Here is a 17088-nt window from a genome sequence, read left to right on the forward strand (position 1 = left end):
GCTGCTCGTCCGTCCCGGCAGCTCCCCCCTTCTTCGGTCATCAGGCCAGGGGGGGGCTGGCCTGGCGTCCTCGCCCACCAGGGCGCCATCACCCGCAGGGGTGGTGATCAGCCGTCACCGATGTGGTCGAAGTCGAGCAGTGCCGGGTCCAGTTCCTGTTGCTGCCGATCGGGTCGAGTGTCTCCCGGCCCCTTGGACTGTTGTCCGGCCGGCTCTGGCACGGGTGGGTGCGCCGGCGGGCCGGGCGTCGCTCACGTGCGGGGCGGCGGCACGGCCAGTGGTGTGCCTTGCGTACATCGATGTGCCTTTTGTGAGGCCCTCGTTGCATCCCTATGGTGTGGCTACGCACTATTCGTAAGTAATCGAGGAGTGAACATGCCTGTCCAGCGTCTCAACCACGCCGTGCTCTATGTCCGCGACGTCGAACGCAGCGTCGCCTTCTACACCGGCCTGCTGAACTTCCGTACCAGCCACCGCCTCCACGCCGACGGCGGCGAGGTGCCCGAGGCCGCGTTCATGCAGGCCGAGGGCTCGACCAACGACCACGACCTGGCCTTCATGCGGATCGAGGGGCCGGCTTCCCCGCAGAGCCCGGGCAGGCGTCCCGGGCTCGCGCACCTGGCGTGGGAGGTGGACACCCTGGCCGAGCTCCAGCAGATACGCGGCAAGCTGCTGCAGGCAGGTCAGTTGACCCAGGAGATCGACCACGGCACCACCAAGTCGCTGTACGCCAGCGACCCGGACGGCCTGCAGTTCGAAGTGTGCTGGCTGGTGCCCGCCGACAGGGTCGGCGGGGTGACCCCCGAGGCCTTCACGCCGCTCGACCTGGACGCGGTCATCGCACAATTCGGCGCCGACCTCGAAGGCGGGACAGGCATCTCCGCTCCGGCCCGCCACTGATCCAGCAAACGTCGTCTTTCCCCGGCGGGCCATCTGACCGCCCGCCGGGGCCCCTCAAGGGCCTCCTCGACCCACTGGAGGCCAGTCACCGTGCAATCCACAGGAGCCCCGGCCACCACTCGGCCGACCGCCGATGTCTGGGCGGACGTCCTTACGTGGATGCCACCGTGCCGGAAGGAGATCCGAGCCGGCGGAAACTGGCCCATCCTCGTAGACCCCCACACCAGCGCCTGCCGACTCGTGAACGGAACGAACGAGTACGCCGTCCTGAAGGAGCGCATCGTCGGCCCCCGCCCCTCGCTGGACCACAGCTCGTAAAAAGGCCCCCCGCACAGGGACGGCCACACCGCCCCGCCCCTCGGCGACGTGCCGTCAACGGGCCGCTTCGGGCCACCGCCAGCAGACGAATGCGCACCCGAGGGAGAAGCAACCTCGTGGACGTCGCCGCGGGGCCTCCCAGCGGATCCGCGGCGACGGACCACTACGCGTGCGCGCTGCGGAGGCGCGCTGGACGACCCAGCGCCGAGTGCCGAGGCCCGAACCGTGTTCGGTGCCCGTCGAGCTGAGGGTGGCCATGGTGAAGTGCAGGTAAGCCGCCATGCGAACCTGGGCTGATGGCTACAGGAAGTCGCATGTCCACCTCCACGGTATCGATGGCGTGGCCGATCCAGCCTCAGGCCGCCCTTGCCACCCGCTCGTGGGCGTTGTCCGGTCGGAGAGGTCGCGGCCAACCGGTCCTGCGGTGTGTCGGCACCGTGGTCAGCCGAGGCCTGCCCCGCCCACCGCTGCCCGGCGTATGCCCGCGTGGCGAGAGCGGCGAACGCTGTGTCGACGGCCTCCCGATACGCCCGAGGCTTCCCGTGGACGGCCAGTGCCCGGTGCATGCCGGATGACGGATTGATCAGTCCTGCGGCACGTTCGCCGCGGTCACATTCTCGATCACGTGGCCGAGTTTGGTCTTGGCCCGGGTCAGGTCCTGGATGCGTGCGGCGATGCGGTCGCGTTCGATGATGAGCTGGTCGAGCATGGCGGGGGTCGCGACGCCGGTGCTCACGCACGGCAGGAGTTCGACGACGGTACGGCTGGAGAGGCCGGCCGCGAAGAGGTCCTGGATGAGCTGGACCCGCTCCAGGGCTTCGTCGGCATAGTCACGCTGCCCACCGGGCGTCCGCGCCGATTCCAGGAGCCGCTGCTCCTCGTAGTAGCGCAGGGCCCGCACGCTGACCCCCGACCGCCTGGCAAGCTGTCCGATGCGCATGAAGCAGGTCGCTCCCTTCCCACTCGTACCTCACGTTCACGTCAGGTTTAGGGTAGCAATACGGGCTACGGGGAAGCCCTGGGGGTCGATCGAACCGTTGCCCGGCACCCAGGTTGATCATGGCCAGGTGGCGGATCCAAGAGCGTTCACGCGGTTCACGTACGCACGGCAGCCCTCGCGCCATGCCGACATGGCCGAGCCCCTCCGACGGTGGCACATGGGTGTCGACCGTGACGCGCGGCGTGGACCTCGTAGTGGCGCATTGCCTCCACGCGCACCCCCGCCCGCTCGGCAACTTCACCCATCCGCGCCTGACCTCCTCCGGCCGGGCGGCAGTTGCGACTTGCACCTCACGTCAACGTCAGGTTCTAGAGTGACGGGTGTCGGACGAACACATCATTCCGGCCCGTCAAAGTAAGGCAGACCATTATGCGCGCAGCCCGGTTCCACGAATACGGCGGAGCGGAGAGCCTGGTGATCGAGCAGGCACCCGACCCCCACCCCGGACCCGGTGAGATCCGTGTCCGCGTAGCGGCGGCCGGCGTCAATCCCATCGACTGGAAGCTGCGCGCCGGCGCCCTGCATCAGCTGATTCCCCTGGAGCTGCCCGCCATTCCCGGGCGCGACGGTGCCGGTGTGGTCGACGAGATCGGTGACGGGGTGCAGGGAGTGAGCATCGGCGACCGGGTCTTCGGGCTGGGCGGCGTCACCGGGGCGACCGCCGAGCTGTTCATCCTCTCGGCCTGGGCACACACCCCCGCCACGTGGAACGACGAGCAGGCCGCCGGCGCCGGTCTCGCGTCGGTGACCGCGATGCGTGGGCTCGCAGCGCTCGGCTCCCTCGATGGGCGCACTCTTCTCGTCGAGGGCGCCGCCGGAGGCGTGGGCAGTGCGGCGGTCGAGATCGCGGTGGCGCAAGGTGCCACCGTGATCGGGACGGCCAGTGAACGTAACCACGAGTTCCTCACCGCTCTCGGCGCCGTTCCCACCACCTACGGTCCCGGCCTCGCGCAGCGTCTGTCCGCTCTCGCCCCGCGTGGGGTCGACCTCGCGCTCGACACCGCGGCCTCCGGATCGCTGGGCGACCTCGTCGAGATCACAGGTGACCCGAAGCGCGTCGCGACGGTCGCCGATCATGTGGGCGGGCAGCGTCTGGGCACGCATGTGGTCAACGCGGAGAACGATTCCACTCTTCTGTCCGCGGCGGCGGAACTGGGCGGGCAAGGCCGCTACACACCCCGTATCGAACAGACCTACCCCCTGGAGCGGATCGCCGACGCCCACGCGCACGCCGAGCGTGGGCGGACCCGAGGGAAGATCGTGATCTGCATCTGAACAGGCCGTTCTGTATCTGAACAGGCCTACGAGGTAGGTGACTTGCAACATGCGGGGCCTGCGTGGCGAGCGTGCCTTCGATCGGTATCGGTGAGCGGGCGGTCCAAAGCCGGCCGAACTCCATGGTGCCTCGTCAAGCAGGCCTCGCCCCCACTCGGGCACCGCGCGCCGCACATGAGCCGTCGCCCACGCGGCACCAGCCCATCCAGCTTTCGGCAGCCTCGTGAGAGGGGTTCAAACGGGCCCATGGACAGGAGGCCGCGGGGCGCGTCCGGTGATGGCGATGATCCGGTCCAGGAGCGGTGGCGTCGTCGGGAATGCCGATGGCTGGTCCCCACAAGGCGGGGACAGGTGCGCGGGGGGACGAACTCGGTCACGTGCTCCAGGCATGCTCGTAGCGTCGTTTCGGGCAGTTCGAAAGGGAGGCCGGTGGCTGTGGCCAGGTCCCAGGCGTGCACGACCATCTCGGTCAGCACGATTCTGCCCCACACCTCGTTGGACAGCTCCACGCCGGCCGCGTCGGTGCTGCCCCGCCAGGCCGCCCGGTCGGTCCATCTCGTCACCATGGCTCGGGAGTTCTTGAGGCCGTTGATCGTTCGTTCGACTTCGTTCCTTCTCTTGTGGATCGTCTTGTCGAAGCTGGTGGGCCGGCCTCCCCCGCTGCCCCGGCTCTGGCGCGCTTGGCACGCTGGTTCTACGGTTCGCGGATGGTGTGCTTCATCTGACGCCGCGCAGGTAGCGACGGCTTCGGCGTGAGGAGTACGCCTTGTCGCCTCCGAGACGGTCCGGCCGGGTGCGCGGGCGTCCGCCGCCTGGACGGGCGACGCGGACCCGTTCCATCACGGGGATGAACTGCAGGGGCCGCCCCACTGGCCCGGTGCGATTTGATCGCACACCACACCGGGGCGGCACCCATGTCCCTGCGCGCTGCTCAGTACCCACACGGCCGGCTGGACCTGGCCGGTACGCAAGCACTACAGATCGGCGGCCCGCGCCCTCACGGTATGGCTTGTCGACGTGCTCGGAGGGGGCGTGCGCTGATCTCGGGGGATCTGCCGTCATCCGCCGCCAGCCCGATCAGGAGGAGTTCGACGAGTCGCTGAAGGTCTGCGGCGGGGTGCGTCAGACGGAACGAGGCGATGGCGCTGAGACATACGCGTACGTCCTCCACCGTGACGTCCGGACGCACTGCACCGGCCTCGCGGGCACGGTCCACGAGCTGCTCCATCGCCCGTGCCTGTTCGCGGCGGTCGACAGCGAAGGCTGCCGCCGCCGGGTGGGAACCGAACAGGGCCTCATTCAGCCCGCGGTCCTGCAACCGGTGCTCCGCGAAGCTGTGTACGGCGCCGCTGAGCGCGCGCCAGGGATCGGGCTCGTCCAAAGTCGCCTGCATGTCCCCACGGCATTCCGCGACAAGCTCAGCGAGTGCCGCCGTGACGAGGTCGGTGCGTGCCGGGAAGTGCCGATGGACCGTGGCAATGCCCAGACCGGCGCGGCGGGCGATCTCCCGCATCGGCAGGTCGAGCCCTTCGTCGGCGAAGGCGGCACGGGCGGTGGCGATGATACGGCGACGGTTGAGCTGCGCGTCCATGCGTGGTTTCCGAGTCACTTCGATCTCCGCGATTCTCACTTCAGCCTGATACGGAGCACCTGCTCCACATCCATGTCTACCGTAAGGCGGCGCCCGGAAATTCCGGGCCGGAGAGGTGATCATGCAAGCAGTACAGTTCGACCGGTTCGGTCCTCCCGGCGTACTCGGCGTGCGCTCCGCACCCGAGCCGCACGCGGGCCCGGGCGAGGTACGCATATCGGTCCGCACCAGCGCGGTGTCGCCGGTCGACCTCGCACTGCGGTCCGGTGAATCCCCCTCACGCGACAGCCTTGCCCTGCCTCACATCCCTGGCGTGGACGCGGCCGGTGTGATCGACGAGGTCGGCGAGGGTGTCGAAGGCTCTGCCATCGGGGACGAAGTGTTCGGCGCCGTCGATGTTGCCCGGCTGGGCGGGGCGAGCGCGCAGTTCGCCGTTCTGGCGTTCTGGGCGGTGAAGCCGGCCGCTCTGTCCTGGGAGGGGGCCGGTGCCGCCGGGTCGAGCGTGGAGACGGCGACCCGTGCTCTGGACCTGCTCGGCGTGCGCGAGGAGGTGGAGACGACATTGCTGATCGACGGCGCGACGGGTGGGGTGGGGAGCATCGCCGTGCAACTGGCCGTGGCTCGCGGAGCCCGTGTCGTCGGGACCGGCCGCCCCGGCAGCGAAGAATTCCTCTCCGGTCTCGGCGCGATCCCCCTGCCCTACGGGCCTGGCCTGCCGGAGCGGGTTCGCGCGCTGGGCATTCCACACATCGACCGCGCGCTCGACGTGGCCGGAGCCGGCTCGCTCGATGAGCTCATCAGTCTCACCGACGGACCTCGGTCGGTGGTCACCCTGGCGGATTTCACCGGTCCCAGCCGTGAGGTGCGCCTATCCCTCGGCCAGTTCGGCGGCCAGCCCGACGGGCGCCACGGACTCGCCGTCGCTGCAGACCTTGCCGAAAAGGGACTGTTCCGCGTACCGGTCCAGGCGGTCTTCCCTGCCGGTCAAGCAGCTGAAGCGCACGAGGCGGCGGGGTCGGGTCCCCGCCGCGGGAAGACCGTCATCGATCTCAGAGCACTCGCGTCTGCCCTCTGACGCCGGTCGGACCGTCGCCGCCAACCGCGCGGAAGGACATGGGCCGGCCGCTCCCCGGAGACCACGCGCGGCCCGACTCGGGCTGGGCTCTCTTTTATGGGCTTGGATCCTTGTAAGGCCGTAAGCCCACACGCCCGCGACGTGGCCACAGCAGGCCCGGTCGCACGGTGCCCTTAGGTGACTGGCGGCAGCGGAGGTCCGTTGACGGTGCCTGGTGCGGGCCGCTTCACCCGCAGTGGCCCCGGACACCCCACCTACCAGGCGATCGAAGAACTCGGGCGGGCGGTACGGACCGCGTTCGTCTGCGACTGTCTCGCGGACGCCGAGATGCGCCAGAAGGACGCTTCGACCTCGACATGACTAGGCGTCAGGGGGTGGAGGCGTGCTGGGTGAGGAAGAGGGTGGCGCAGTCGAGTGCCTGGTCGGCTTCGTCGAGGGTGCCGCCGGCGAAGGCCTGGAAGACGTGGGGTGCACCGGCGGTGATGTCGAGGATGACGTCGACTCCTGCCTCGCGTGCCCGGGCGGTGAGGCGGGTGGAATCGTCGAGGAGGATCTCGTTGGTGCCCACCTGGATGAGGAGCGGAGGGCACCCGGTCAGGTTTCTCCGCAGGCCTGAGCGAACTGCTCGACGGCGCTCTCGACCAGTTCACGACGGCAGAAGTCGCCCGGGCCCTCGGTCAACTACGCTCCGCCTCGAACGCGACCAGGTCGGCACCCCCCACCGGCTGAGGCGCCGGCCCGGCCAACGGCTCGACGCCCGGCCGGCTGGCAGAGCCCGTCGCCGACCGCGCCGCCCTGCGGCCAGGAACTACCCGCGAACTCCCCGAACAGGATGGGCCTGCCGCCGGCAGGGTGGCACCGGCCTCGCCCCCTTCGCTGACCGGGGTCGTAGCTCTCGCACAGGTGCTGAGGATGAACCTGTTCCTCGATGAAGCCCTTCCTCCCCTTCCTGAAAAACGCCCGCGGAAAGCATTGACGTGGGAAGAGGGAGGTCCCTAGGGTAATCGCTAACCCCAACGCTTACCCGTAGATGAGTGCGGCAGCTGGGGTAAACGTTTACCTACGGAGCGACCCAAGGGAAGGACAACGCGATGCGGGCTGGCGGGCGTGTGACGCTCAAGACGATTGCGGACTCGCTGGGAGTCTCGGTGAAGACCGTCTCGCGGGCACTGGCCGGCAAGGACTCGGTCGGCGAGGAGCTGAGGACTCGTATCCGCGCGGAAGCCGATCGGCTCGGCTACGTGCCGAACTCGATGGCCAGGTCGCTGGTTTCAGGCTCCGCGATGACGCTGGGCATGGTCATCACCCACCCGGCCAACCCGTTCTACTCGCTGCTGATCAGCGCCGTCGAGGAACGCTGCCGTGCGAACGGCTACTCGCTGCTGCTCATGGTCACCGAGGAGGACCTGGAGACGGAGCGGGACGCGGCGGAAGCGCTCCTGCGGTGGGGCGTGGACGGAGCCGTGGTGATCCCCGTCCAGGAGGGCGCTGAGCACTGGCAGCGACTGCGGGACTCCGGGGTGCCGATCGTGCTGGTCAACCGTGTACTGGACGGATTCGATGGCGATTTCGTCGGTGTCGACCACGAGCGCGGTGCCTACGAAGCCGTCTCGCATCTGCTTGACTCCGGTGCTTCCAGCGTCCACTTGCTGGAGGAGGACGTTCCGTTCTCCTCGGCGGCCGACCGGCGCGCCGGATTCCGCCGCGCGCTGACCGAACGCGGCCTCCCCGTACGGGACGACGCCGTCACGCTGGTGCCGCCGGTGCAAGGGCGGCGGGTCCTGCCGTGGGAACCGGGTGCCGCCTACCAGTGCGCCCGACAACTGGTGAGCAGGCTCGAACCGGGTGCCGCGGTACTGACAGGCAGCGACTACTTCGCCCTCGGCCTTTACCGCGCACTGGCCGAGAAGGGGATCGACGTGCCCGCGCATGTCGCGGTGATCGGCCACGGCGACCTGCCGTTCGCCGCCTACCTCCAGCCCGCCCTGGCCAGCGTCCGCCCGCCGGCCGACGAGATCGGCGCAAGGGCCGCGGACCTGTTGTTCGAACGCATCCAGGGCTCGACGGCACCCGCAGCGAGCATCTGCCTCCCACCGGAGCTGAAGATCCGCGCCTCGGCCGGTGGCGACGACCTACGTACGACGAACCGAGAGGAACCATGACGATGCCCAATCCGGAGAAGCGACAGATGCGACGGACGACAGTGCACGAACAGGCCCGGGAGATACCGGTGGTGGCCGACGTCGACGTCCTGGTCGTCGGCGGCGGACCTGCCGGGGTGTGCGCCGCCGTCGCCGCGGCGCGGGCGGGGGCAAGCACCTTCCTCGTCGAGCGGCACGGATTCCTCGGTGGGATGTGGACCGCGGGCATGGTCCTCACGCTCGCCGGCTACAACTCCTGGCTGCGGCCCTACGACCGTTGCGTGGAAGGCGTCCCCGCGGAGTGGCTGGCCCGCGCCGCGAAGCAGGGCGGCGCGGTCGACGGTGACGGCTGGGTGCTGAACTCCGATCCGGAGGTCATGAAGCGCGTCGCCGACGAGATGATCGAGGCCGAGGGCATCGGGCTCCTGTTCCACAGCTGGGGCGCCCGCCCTATCGTCGAGGACGGCGCCGTGCGGGGCGTGTACGTGGAGAATGTCGACGGCAGGCGCGCCATCCGCGCCGCGGTCACAGTGGACTGCACCGGCAACGGCGACATGGTGGCTGGTGCCGGTTCCGACTGGGTCAAGGGCAACACGCTCCAGCCGATGACCATGCCGTTCCGCGTGGGCAACGTGTCACCAGATCCGGACCGCGAGCACGCCGAACCGGTGCGCATCCCTATCGGCCCGGAGGCGACCCTGTTGAAGGAGCCGCTGCTGGGGCGGTACGCCTCCACGCGCAGGGACATCGACCTGGACGTGGAGGCCATGCGCGCGGCCCGGTCCCGGGGCGAGCTGCCTCCGTTCGGAGGCCCCTGGTTCGGAGGCATGGAGAAGGACATCGCCTGGGTCAACACCACCCGGGTCATCGGAGACGCGTCCGACGCGGAGGAGCTCACCCGCGCGGAGGTCACCGGCCGCAGGGACTCCGTCGTCATGCTCGACGCCCTGCGCGAGCACAGTCCGGCGTTCGCGGACGGGCGGCTGCTGCACACGAGCACCCAGATCGGCGTCCGTGAGACAAGGCGCCTCCTCGGGGCCTACACGCTCACCGGTGACGACATCCGTGCCCAGGCCCGGTTCGATGACGGCATCGCGGTCGGCTGCTGGCCGATCGACGTGCACCCTGCCGGAGACGTCGGCGTGCACGCCATGTACGTGCCGCTCCCGTACGAGATCCCCTACCGCAGCCTGCTGCCGCAGAACACCGACAGCCTGCTCGTGGCCGGCCGCTGCATCTCGGTGGACCGCGAAGCACTCGGATCGGCGCGGGTGGGAGCCACCTGCGCCGCGACGGGCCAGGCCGCTGGTGTGGCCGCCGCACTCGCGGCGACCGGCGGGAAGCAGCCGCGACAGCTGGACGCCGGTCAACTCAGGACCGCGATACGGGAACAAGGCGGCCGCGTGACGCCGCCAGCACACTAGGACTTCGGGAGAACGCAATGCACAGCCACGCAGAGACAGAGAAGATCTCCCCGCAGGCCCGGAAGGTCCTCGTGGCGGCGGGCGTCGGTCATTTCATCGAGTGGTACGACGTCGGCGTCTACGGGCTGCTGGCCACGTTCCTCGCTGCGAACTTCTTTGTCTCCGACAATCCCACGGCTGCTCTCCTGGCCACCTTCGCCGTCTCGGCCATCGGGTTCGTCCTGCGGCCGCTCGGCGGCCTCTTCTTCGGGCCGCTCGGAGACCGCATAGGCCGGCAGCGCACTCTGGCCATCGTCGTCCTGCTCACGTCGGGCTCCACGTTCGCGATGGGCGTACTGCCCACCTACGACAGCGTGGGCGTCCTCGCGCCGGTGCTGCTGGTGCTCGCCAGGATGGTGCAGGGCTTCGGAGCCGGCGGCGAGACGTCCAACGCGGTGGCGCTGCTGTTCGAGCACTCGCCCCGTACCCGTCGTGGGTTCATGACGAGCTGGATGGACGGAATCGGGTTCATCGCCTCCGTCGTCGGTTCCGCGCTCGCACTCGCACTGATCACCCTTCTCGGAAACGGCGTCATGACCGACTGGGGCTGGAGGATCCCCTTCCTCCTCGCTCTTCCGCTCGGCCTCGTCGGCCTGTACATCCGGCTCCAGCTGGAGGACTCCCCGGAGTTCCGCGAGCTGGAGGCCGCCGGTGCGGTCGCGGAATCGCCGACGAAGGAGGCGTTCCGTACCGGGTCCAAGGCGATGCTGGTGCTGTGCGGCGTTCTGCTCCTCAAGGCGATCGGTCACTGGGCGCTGGTGTCCTTCCTGCCGAGCTTCCTGAGCGGCGACCTCGGCTTCAGCAGCAGCCAGTCCTTCACGACCACGACCATCGCCATCGGTGTCACCGCGATCGCCGTTCCGTTCATGGGCGCGCTCTCCGACCGCGTCGGCCGCAAGCCGATGCTCATCGCGGGCAGCGCCGGATTCGTGGTGCTCAGCTGGCCGGCGTTCTATCTGATGTCGCGCGGCAGCCTCGCGTTGGCGATCACCGCCATGCTGCTCCTCGGTCTCCTGATCGCCGTGTTCGACGGTGCGTTGAGCGCGACGATGGCGGAGCAGTTCCCCGCGCGGATTCGCAGCGGTGCGATGGCCATCCCGTACAACCTGGTGGTCTCGGCGTTCGGCGGCACGGTTCCCTACGTGGCCACCTGGCTGGTCGCCACGACCGGAAGCCAGCTGGCCCCCGCGTTCTACGTGATGCTTCTGTCCGCCGTCACGCTGGCCTTCGCGATCACCGCCATCCGCGAAACCGCCCCCCGACGGACCCCGGTCACACCGGACCAGGACCCAGAACTGATACGGCAGCCGTAGTTCGTGGGGCGGGGCAGGCCGCATCGCCGCCCGGAGCGAGCGGGAAGACCCTCGGCCACCGGACCGCCGCCAACACCAGGCGAGCACCCGGCGCTTGAGACCCGTCCCGATGCCAAACCCTGTGCCGATGCCGAACCCCGTCATCGAGCGCCGTACACATCCCGGACCGCCACCGCACCGCGGTGCCCCCTGCCCCACGGTTGTCCCACCCCGCACCGAACGGAATTTCCTGACCATGCCTCAGCCGAACCGCCGCGTACTCGTCCGGTCCATCGACGACATAAGCATCGAAGAGGTGCCCACACCTCAGCCCGGCGACGACGAACTCCTGATCCGCAGCACCGTCGTCGGGGTGTGTGGATCCGACACTCACGCAGCCCTCGGGCACCATCCCTTCATCGACCTGCCCTACCGGCCCGGACACGAGGTGGTAGGCGTGGTTGCCGCCGCCGGCAAGGGGGTCCAGGACTTCGCTCCGGGCACACGCGTGATCATCGAACCCAACCTGTACTGCGGCCGGTGCGCCCAGTGCCGCTCCGGCCGCTACAACATCTGCCGGCAGCTTGAGGTGTTCGGCTGCCAGATCCCCGGCGGTATGGCCGACCTCTTTACGATCGCCGCTGACCGGGTCCACCGGGTGCCCGAGACGATGTCTGACGTCCGGGCAGCCCTCGTCGAACCACTCGCCACGCCCGTGCACGCCGTCGCCAAAGCAGGTGAGCTCACCGGCCGCACCGTAGCCGTCCTCGGTGCAGGGCCCATCGGGCTGCTCGTCCTGGCCGCGGCCCGGCACGCCGGTGCGGCCCGGATCGTGGTCACCGACCTGCTGGACACCAAACGGGAGCGGGCCGTGCGACTCGGCGCCACCGACGCGCTCCCGGCCGACGCGACCGGCCTGGCCGCGGAGGCTCACGCCGTCCTCGGAGGTCCGGCCGACGTGGTCTTCGACTGCGTCGCCCGCGAACAGTCGATGGCCCAGGCAATCGACCTCGTGACCAAGGGCGGCCAGATCATCGTCGTCGGCGTGGGCGCCCCCGGCCCCACTCCGGTCCGGCTGGACCTCGTCCAGGACAGCGAGATCCGCATCGAGGGGACTCTGATGTACACCGCCGACGACTACCGTACCTCCATCGACCTGATCACCTCCGGTGCCATCGACGCCGACGAGATCATCACCGCCACCTACCCGCTGGAAGAAGCGGGCAAGGCCTTCGCGGCCGCGCTGCAACCGGAGCACGTGAAAGTACTGATCACCATCGCAGGCACGTGAGGGGCCCGGAGAGTTACACCGATCCGGGCGGCCGAGCACCGATATCCGGCAGGGCCTGTGATCCTGGCACCGGACCCGCCCCCGTGGAAGGAACCTGAAGTGATCGTCGTCGCCGGTGAGGCACTGGTCGACCTGGTGCCCGAAGCCGTCGGAAACGCCTCCGCGCCGCTGCTGCCCGCACGTGGCGGAGGGCCGTACAACACGGCTCTCGCGCTTGCCCGCCTCGACTCCGCCACCGCCTTCTGCTCGCGGATCTCGACGGACGCGTTCGGTGCGTCTCTGGTCGACCGTCTGCGTGAGGAGAAGGTGGACCTGGACCTGGTGCAGCGCGGCCCGGAGCCCACCACACTGGCCGTCGCATCTATCGACGGGAACGGCTCGGCCGCTTATACCTTCTACTGCCAGGGCACAGCCGACCGTCTCTTCACTCTGCCGGGACCGTTCCCCGCCGGGACACGGGCGGTGTCGTTCGGCACCTGCTCGCTGGTGCTGGAGCCGGGGGCGAGCGTCTACGAGGAGCTGATGCACCGAGAGGCACGGCTCGGGCGTTTCATCGCCCTTGACCCCAACATCCGCGCCGGTCTCATTCCGGACCCGGACGCCTACCGAGCCCGCTTCGGCCGTCTGCTGTCGTCCGTCTCGCTCCTCAAGCTCAGCGATGAGGACGCGCAATGGCTCGGGTACGACATCGCGGGCTGGCTGGCCGCCGGTCCCTCGGCCGTCGTGGTCACCCGGGGCGGGGCTGGCTTGACGGTCTACACGGGCTGCGGCGGCGAGCACTCGGTGCCCGGCGAGCCTGTCCGGGTCATCGACACCATCGGTGCAGGCGACACCGTCAACGCTGCGCTCCTGCACGCCCTGTCCGAACGGGACCTGCTGTCGGCCGACGCTCTGGCCGGACTGTCCGCCGACACCTGGCGGCAGGTACTCGGCTTCGCCGCCGGTGCCGCCGCGGTCACCTGCGCCAGGGCAGGGGCTGACCCGCCCTTCGCGTACGAACTCCCAGGGCCTCGTCCCTGACAGGTACGACCGACAGGGGGATGCGCGATCACCCGCCGCCGTACGGATCTCCGCATGGCTTTCGGGTTCCGGGCGGGCAGCCAGGAGGACCAGAAGCGGCTGGGGGAGTGGTTGACCGGGGTGCTTGTGCGGGGGACTCCCGTGTGACCGTCCGTGGCTGATGGGCCGGGGCCGTCACGGACTTCGAGGCCCAGTTCCGACGGCGCAGAGTGGGGCGGATCTCAAACACGACGCGATCGCGCCTGAAGGGGACCTGGCCGTCGGCGAGCACGCCGCACAGCAGCACGGCCAGGCCGGGCATTACGGTCAGTTCCAGCCCGAGCATGCGTGGTTCCTTCTTCGCGGACTGCGGTGCCGCTGTTGCCGGTTGGTGTGGTCAGGTGATGGTTGCGGGCTTGAGGACCCGTTCGCACCACTGGGCGAAGCTGGTGGGCGAGGGCGTGGCGATGGCGGCTTCGGGCTCGTAGACGTCCTCGTTGTGGGCGGTCGCCATGTCTACCAGGCCCTGCGCCCAGCTCTCGCCCATCCCGTACTGCAGCATGGTGGCCTTGAAGTCCCCGAGAGGGGTCTGGGCCGCTCCCCAGCGGCGAGATGGCTGCGACTACGGCAACGCTCGACCGGCTGTTCGACGGCCAGGCCGGATGTTGGACTGCCGGCAAGCTCTGCGTCAGCCTCGAAAACGAGCGCGGCGGCCAGTTGTTCGCCGACTGGGAACCCGATGTCGTGCGCCGTCCGGAAGCTCTGGGTTCCCGCCCTTCCTGGGCCTGCAGGTCGAATTTCCGGCTGCATCGATGGCACAGCGGAGATCCGCGGCCTTGCATCATGCCTGCGGCCACGCCACCGGCTTGCGGTCCGAGGAGGCCGCGCGATGGACCGCGCTTGTCGAGCAATGTCGGCCTGTGCTCGCGAACGAGGGGATGGAGGCGCCGTTCAAAATCTGCTGGCCGAGCACGGCATGAGTGTCATCCAATCGATCGCGATTACTCGGGCGTTGCTCGGCTGGGCAGAAACGACTCTACGCATCGCCACCGACATAGTGACCACGAGTGCTGCTCGGGCGGTCGTCAGCGACGCAAACTGAGCTACGAAGAACAGCGCGGACGTTGGTTCGAAGAAGCCTGCGTCCGCTGGCCGACGCTCTGGCCCGACTGTGCGCAGCGTGACCGGCTCGTCGAGTCCGTGAACACAGCCGTGGCTGCGCCTGCCGTGTGGGGAGGCTACCCGGTGGCTCCAGCACGCCCGGCGCCTTGTTCAATCGCAAGTCTACGGCGATTTCGTCGTCGCCGTGAAGAATCGGCGGCCAGACCGCCCAGCAGGGCCACGGCGTCAGCTGTTGGAGCCCGAGCCGGGCGGTCGCGAGGAAATGACGCTGCTGCCATGGTCGCGAAGGGGATTCACCAGCACCCGGAAGCACACGCGAGAACTACGGCGCCCGCAAGGATGGGCTACGTCGGACCAGGGCAGGCGGGGGAACGCTGTTCCGGCGGGGGCTCGTGCGCGTCCGGGCGCCCCTTCCGAGCGCTGGCTCACTCCAGGCTCACACCTGCGCGTATCCACCGTCGGCGGAGAACTCGGCACCGTTCACGTAGCTCGACGCGTCCGAGGCGAGGAACGTCGTAACGGCGGCGATCTCCTCGGGCTCGGCGAGCCGGCCGAGAGGGACGACGCCTTCGGTCTCCTTGAGCATCTCGGGCGTGATCAGCTCCAGGAGGCCGGCGGTGCGTGTGGCACCCGGGGACACGACATTGACCCGAAAGCCCTGCGCGCGTGAGCTGAGGGCCCATCCGCGAGCGAGGTTGCGTACCGCGGCCTTCGACGCCGCGTAGACCTCGAGTCCCTGGTTGGGCCGTGTCGCGGCAGTCGAACTCGTCAGGATCACCGAAGCGTTTGCGCTGAGGAGCGGAAGCGCCTGCTGCAGGGTGAAGATTGTTCCCTTGACGTTGATGGCGAAAATCGAGTCGATCAGATCCTCTGTCACCTCGCCGAACGGGGCTACTGTGCCGATGCCGGCGTTCGCGACCAGCACGTCGATGCGTCCGGCCTGGCCCCGTACGGTCTCGTAGAACGCGTCGAGCTCTGCGGGCACCGACACGTCGCAGACCGCGCCGGTCACGCTGGCTCCGAGCTCGGCGACCGCAGCATCGAGTGCGTCCTTGCGGCGACCGGTGATGAACACCTTGGCACCTTCGTCGCGGAACGCGCGTGCGGTCGCGAGCCCGATGCCGCTGCTGCCTCCGGTGACTACGGCGACCTTGTCCTTCAAGACGGCCATGCCGTCCTCCCTAAAATTGTGGACTGTTGCGTCCACAATTCTGCTCGATGTGGACCGAACAGTCAAGAAATCTGGGTCAGGAGCTTCCGTGGTTCCCGTGCCTGGGCAGAGCGCACTGCACGCATGGCTCGGGGCCTGTCCGGCCGTGGAATGCGAGAATGGCTGTGAGTGGGGGCTCGGCCGACCTGGTGTCAGGAGTTCCCACGGGCACGCCGCTTGGGGCGTGCCCGGCGCCCACGGCGCCCACGGCACCCGGGCATCGGCCCGGCCATGCCCGGCATTGCCCAACTCCACAACCGGACCCCTTGCCGGTCAACGTCCGTCTGTCGTCCGTCAGCGCGGTAAACCCGACGTGCGTAAACGGTCCCTCGTGGCGACGGCCGCCCGGCGAGTCGTTGCTACCGCGTGGGGGCGGCGGGCAGCAACCGTGCGAGGGAGGCCTGGGCCGCCCTGGTGAGCGCCTCGATGTCCATGCCGGTGCGACCGAGCGCCATGAGGCCGAGTTGCGCAACGAGAGCTGCGCGGGCGGTCTCGGCGGGGTCGATGTCAGGATCGAGGTCACCTTCGCGCCGAGCACGCTCGAGTGCCGCGGTGAGGACGGTAGTGATCGCGTCGTAGCTGCGGCGCGCTTCGGCGGCCACATCCGGAGTGCTGGTGGCGAGCTCGGCGTTGCTGTTGGCCAGCAGGCAACCGCGTCGCGCAGCTGCTCCGGTCGGGTCGCCGGTCGGGCCCTGCACGAACTCGCGCACCAGATCGATCCCCCGCGCCGCCGACGCCAGGCGCTCGCGCAGCGTCAGCAGGTTCGCGTCGTCGTAGTCGCGCAACACCCGCAGGAACAAGCTGCGCTTATCCCCGAACGCCCCGTAAAGGCTGCCCTTGCCCAAGCCGCTCACGCGTAGGAGGTCGTCCATCGACGTCGCCGCGTAGCCTTTGTCCCAGAACTCATCTCGGATAGCGAGAACCACACGGTCTTCATCGAACTCACGATGCCGGGCCATAGGCCGAGCCTACTGGTTCTGGACCGTCTGGGCCACAACGAGGTCGGGTCGCCCGGCAGGCCGGCGACATGCGTCTGGGCGCCCGGATGCGGGTGGTGCGCCACGAAGCGGGCGGCGTCTGCGGAGCTGAGAGGATCACCGCTGGGCTCTGCCAGGGGAGCGGAGAGGCGGTTTGCCGCTGTCTGACGGCCGTCGTCGGCCTTGTGCCGCGCCGTTTGGCGGGCTGGATGATCGCCGGGCCATATGCGGACGGGCCTCGTCGCTGACGCTTTGACGGCCGTTCTGCGGACTCATGGAAGCTTGCTGCTGATCGATTGTGCGTGCTGGCGGTCTGTCTTGAGTCGGTGTCGGGTGTGCGGTGTCTGTCCTGTGGTGCGTCCTTTGGTTGTTTGGTTGGGGCGGTGTGTCTGTGTGGTTCTTCGGGGGTGTCGCTGTCGGGGGGTGTGGGCGCC

Annotated in this window: 14 protein-coding genes and 2 pseudogenes; 9 read left to right on the top strand and 7 right to left on the bottom strand. The window is 69.1% G+C overall.

What is annotated here, in order from left to right; genetic code table 11:
• Positions 1-375 precede the first annotated feature (375 nt).
• Complete coding sequence (locus AB0C75_RS34470; RefSeq protein WP_362896238.1) at positions 376-900, top strand: VOC family protein; 525 nt, start codon at positions 376-378, stop codon at positions 898-900.
• A gap of 901 nt (positions 901-1801) precedes the next feature.
• Here the strand turns inward: AB0C75_RS34470 and AB0C75_RS34475 are convergent.
• Complete coding sequence (locus tag AB0C75_RS34475) at positions 1802-2158, bottom strand: MerR family transcriptional regulator (protein WP_362896240.1); 357 nt, start codon at positions 2156-2158, stop codon at positions 1802-1804.
• Between the two features lie 429 nt (positions 2159-2587).
• Here AB0C75_RS34475 and AB0C75_RS34480 point away from each other — a divergent pair, with 429 nt between their 5' ends.
• On the top strand, positions 2588-3493 hold the full coding sequence (locus tag AB0C75_RS34480; protein WP_362896242.1) for an NADP-dependent oxidoreductase: 906 nt from the start codon (positions 2588-2590) through the stop codon (positions 3491-3493).
• A 539-nt stretch (positions 3494-4032) separates the two neighbouring features.
• On the opposite strand, the pseudogene AB0C75_RS34485 reads toward AB0C75_RS34480, so the two are convergent.
• Positions 4033-4422: pseudogene (locus AB0C75_RS34485) on the bottom strand (IS5/IS1182 family transposase); the annotation flags it as partial.
• A gap of 68 nt (positions 4423-4490) precedes the next feature.
• A complete protein-coding gene (locus AB0C75_RS34490; protein ID WP_362896244.1) occupies positions 4491-5084 on the bottom strand; it encodes a helix-turn-helix domain-containing protein in 594 nt (197 codons plus the stop codon).
• A 121-nt stretch (positions 5085-5205) separates the two neighbouring features.
• Here AB0C75_RS34490 and AB0C75_RS34495 point away from each other — a divergent pair, with 121 nt between their 5' ends.
• Both AB0C75_RS34495 and AB0C75_RS34500 read left to right on the top strand, forming a co-directional pair.
• Positions 5206-6159 carry an NADP-dependent oxidoreductase gene (locus tag AB0C75_RS34495; RefSeq protein ID WP_362896246.1) on the top strand — a complete coding sequence of 318 codons (954 nt, stop codon included), beginning with the start codon at positions 5206-5208 and terminating at the stop codon, positions 6157-6159.
• A gap of 207 nt (positions 6160-6366) precedes the next feature.
• Positions 6367-6519, top strand: coding sequence for a Tn3 family transposase (locus AB0C75_RS34500; protein ID WP_362896270.1), 153 nt, complete (start codon positions 6367-6369; stop codon positions 6517-6519).
• A 7-nt stretch (positions 6520-6526) separates the two neighbouring features.
• Here AB0C75_RS34500 and AB0C75_RS34505 read toward each other — a convergent pair.
• Positions 6527-6772: pseudogene (locus tag AB0C75_RS34505) on the bottom strand (alpha/beta hydrolase fold domain-containing protein); the annotation flags it as partial.
• Positions 6773-7250: 478 nt separating this feature from the next.
• On the opposite strand from AB0C75_RS34505, the gene AB0C75_RS34510 reads away from it, so the two are divergent.
• The 5 genes from AB0C75_RS34510 (at position 7251) to AB0C75_RS34530 (ending at position 13366) form a co-directional block, all read left to right on the top strand.
• Positions 7251-8321 carry a LacI family DNA-binding transcriptional regulator gene (locus tag AB0C75_RS34510; protein ID WP_362896248.1) on the top strand — a complete coding sequence of 357 codons (1071 nt, stop codon included), beginning with the start codon at positions 7251-7253 and terminating at the stop codon, positions 8319-8321.
• Positions 8322-8347: 26 nt separating this feature from the next.
• Positions 8348-9724: an FAD-dependent oxidoreductase gene (locus tag AB0C75_RS34515; protein ID WP_362896250.1), complete on the top strand. Its 1377-nt coding sequence runs from the start codon at positions 8348-8350 to the stop codon at positions 9722-9724.
• 17 nt (positions 9725-9741) lie between these two features.
• Positions 9742-11076 carry an MFS transporter gene (locus AB0C75_RS34520; protein ID WP_362896252.1) on the top strand — a complete coding sequence of 445 codons (1335 nt, stop codon included), beginning with the start codon at positions 9742-9744 and terminating at the stop codon, positions 11074-11076.
• Between the two features lie 235 nt (positions 11077-11311).
• A complete protein-coding gene (locus tag AB0C75_RS34525) occupies positions 11312-12346 on the top strand; it encodes an alcohol dehydrogenase catalytic domain-containing protein (RefSeq protein ID WP_362896254.1) in 1035 nt (344 codons plus the stop codon).
• 99 nt (positions 12347-12445) lie between these two features.
• Complete coding sequence (locus tag AB0C75_RS34530; protein ID WP_362896256.1) at positions 12446-13366, top strand: carbohydrate kinase; 921 nt, start codon at positions 12446-12448, stop codon at positions 13364-13366.
• 376 nt (positions 13367-13742) lie between these two features.
• Here the strand turns inward: AB0C75_RS34530 and AB0C75_RS34535 are convergent, their stop codons facing one another.
• From AB0C75_RS34535 to AB0C75_RS34545, 3 genes are all read right to left on the bottom strand, one after another.
• On the bottom strand, positions 13743-13907 hold the full coding sequence (locus AB0C75_RS34535) for a hypothetical protein (protein ID WP_362896258.1): 165 nt from the start codon (positions 13905-13907) through the stop codon (positions 13743-13745).
• A 996-nt stretch (positions 13908-14903) separates the two neighbouring features.
• A complete protein-coding gene (locus AB0C75_RS34540; protein ID WP_362896260.1) occupies positions 14904-15638 on the bottom strand; it encodes an SDR family oxidoreductase in 735 nt (244 codons plus the stop codon).
• A 398-nt stretch (positions 15639-16036) separates the two neighbouring features.
• Positions 16037-16636, bottom strand: coding sequence for a TetR/AcrR family transcriptional regulator (locus tag AB0C75_RS34545; RefSeq protein ID WP_362896262.1), 600 nt, complete (start codon positions 16634-16636; stop codon positions 16037-16039).
• Positions 16637-17088 lie beyond the last annotated feature (452 nt).

Origin of the sequence: Streptomyces sp. NPDC048565 (assembly GCF_040650935.1) — a bacterium.
GTDB lineage: Bacteria > Actinomycetota > Actinomycetes > Streptomycetales > Streptomycetaceae > Streptomyces.

What these genes read in the sequence shown, in the direction of transcription:
- AB0C75_RS34480 (WP_362896242.1), top strand. Translation starts at nt 2,588, where the DNA reads ATGCGCGCAGCCCGGTTCCACGAATACGGCGGAGCGGAGAGCCTGGTG.
- AB0C75_RS34535 (WP_362896258.1), bottom strand. Translation starts at nt 13,907, where the DNA reads ATGCTGCAGTACGGGATGGGCGAGAGCTGGGCGCAGGGCCTGGTAGAC.
- AB0C75_RS34490 (WP_362896244.1), bottom strand. Translation starts at nt 5,084, where the DNA reads ATGGACGCGCAGCTCAACCGTCGCCGTATCATCGCCACCGCCCGTGCC.
- AB0C75_RS34540 (WP_362896260.1), bottom strand. Translation starts at nt 15,638, where the DNA reads ATGGCCGTCTTGAAGGACAAGGTCGCCGTAGTCACCGGAGGCAGCAGC.
- AB0C75_RS34525 (WP_362896254.1), top strand. Translation starts at nt 11,312, where the DNA reads ATGCCTCAGCCGAACCGCCGCGTACTCGTCCGGTCCATCGACGACATA.
- AB0C75_RS34510 (WP_362896248.1), top strand. Translation starts at nt 7,251, where the DNA reads ATGCGGGCTGGCGGGCGTGTGACGCTCAAGACGATTGCGGACTCGCTG.
- AB0C75_RS34515 (WP_362896250.1), top strand. Translation starts at nt 8,348, where the DNA reads ATGCGACGGACGACAGTGCACGAACAGGCCCGGGAGATACCGGTGGTG.
- AB0C75_RS34470 (WP_362896238.1), top strand. Translation starts at nt 376, where the DNA reads ATGCCTGTCCAGCGTCTCAACCACGCCGTGCTCTATGTCCGCGACGTC.
- AB0C75_RS34495 (WP_362896246.1), top strand. Translation starts at nt 5,206, where the DNA reads ATGCAAGCAGTACAGTTCGACCGGTTCGGTCCTCCCGGCGTACTCGGC.
- AB0C75_RS34545 (WP_362896262.1), bottom strand. Translation starts at nt 16,636, where the DNA reads ATGGCCCGGCATCGTGAGTTCGATGAAGACCGTGTGGTTCTCGCTATC.
- AB0C75_RS34475 (WP_362896240.1), bottom strand. Translation starts at nt 2,158, where the DNA reads ATGCGCATCGGACAGCTTGCCAGGCGGTCGGGGGTCAGCGTGCGGGCC.
- AB0C75_RS34520 (WP_362896252.1), top strand. Translation starts at nt 9,742, where the DNA reads ATGCACAGCCACGCAGAGACAGAGAAGATCTCCCCGCAGGCCCGGAAG.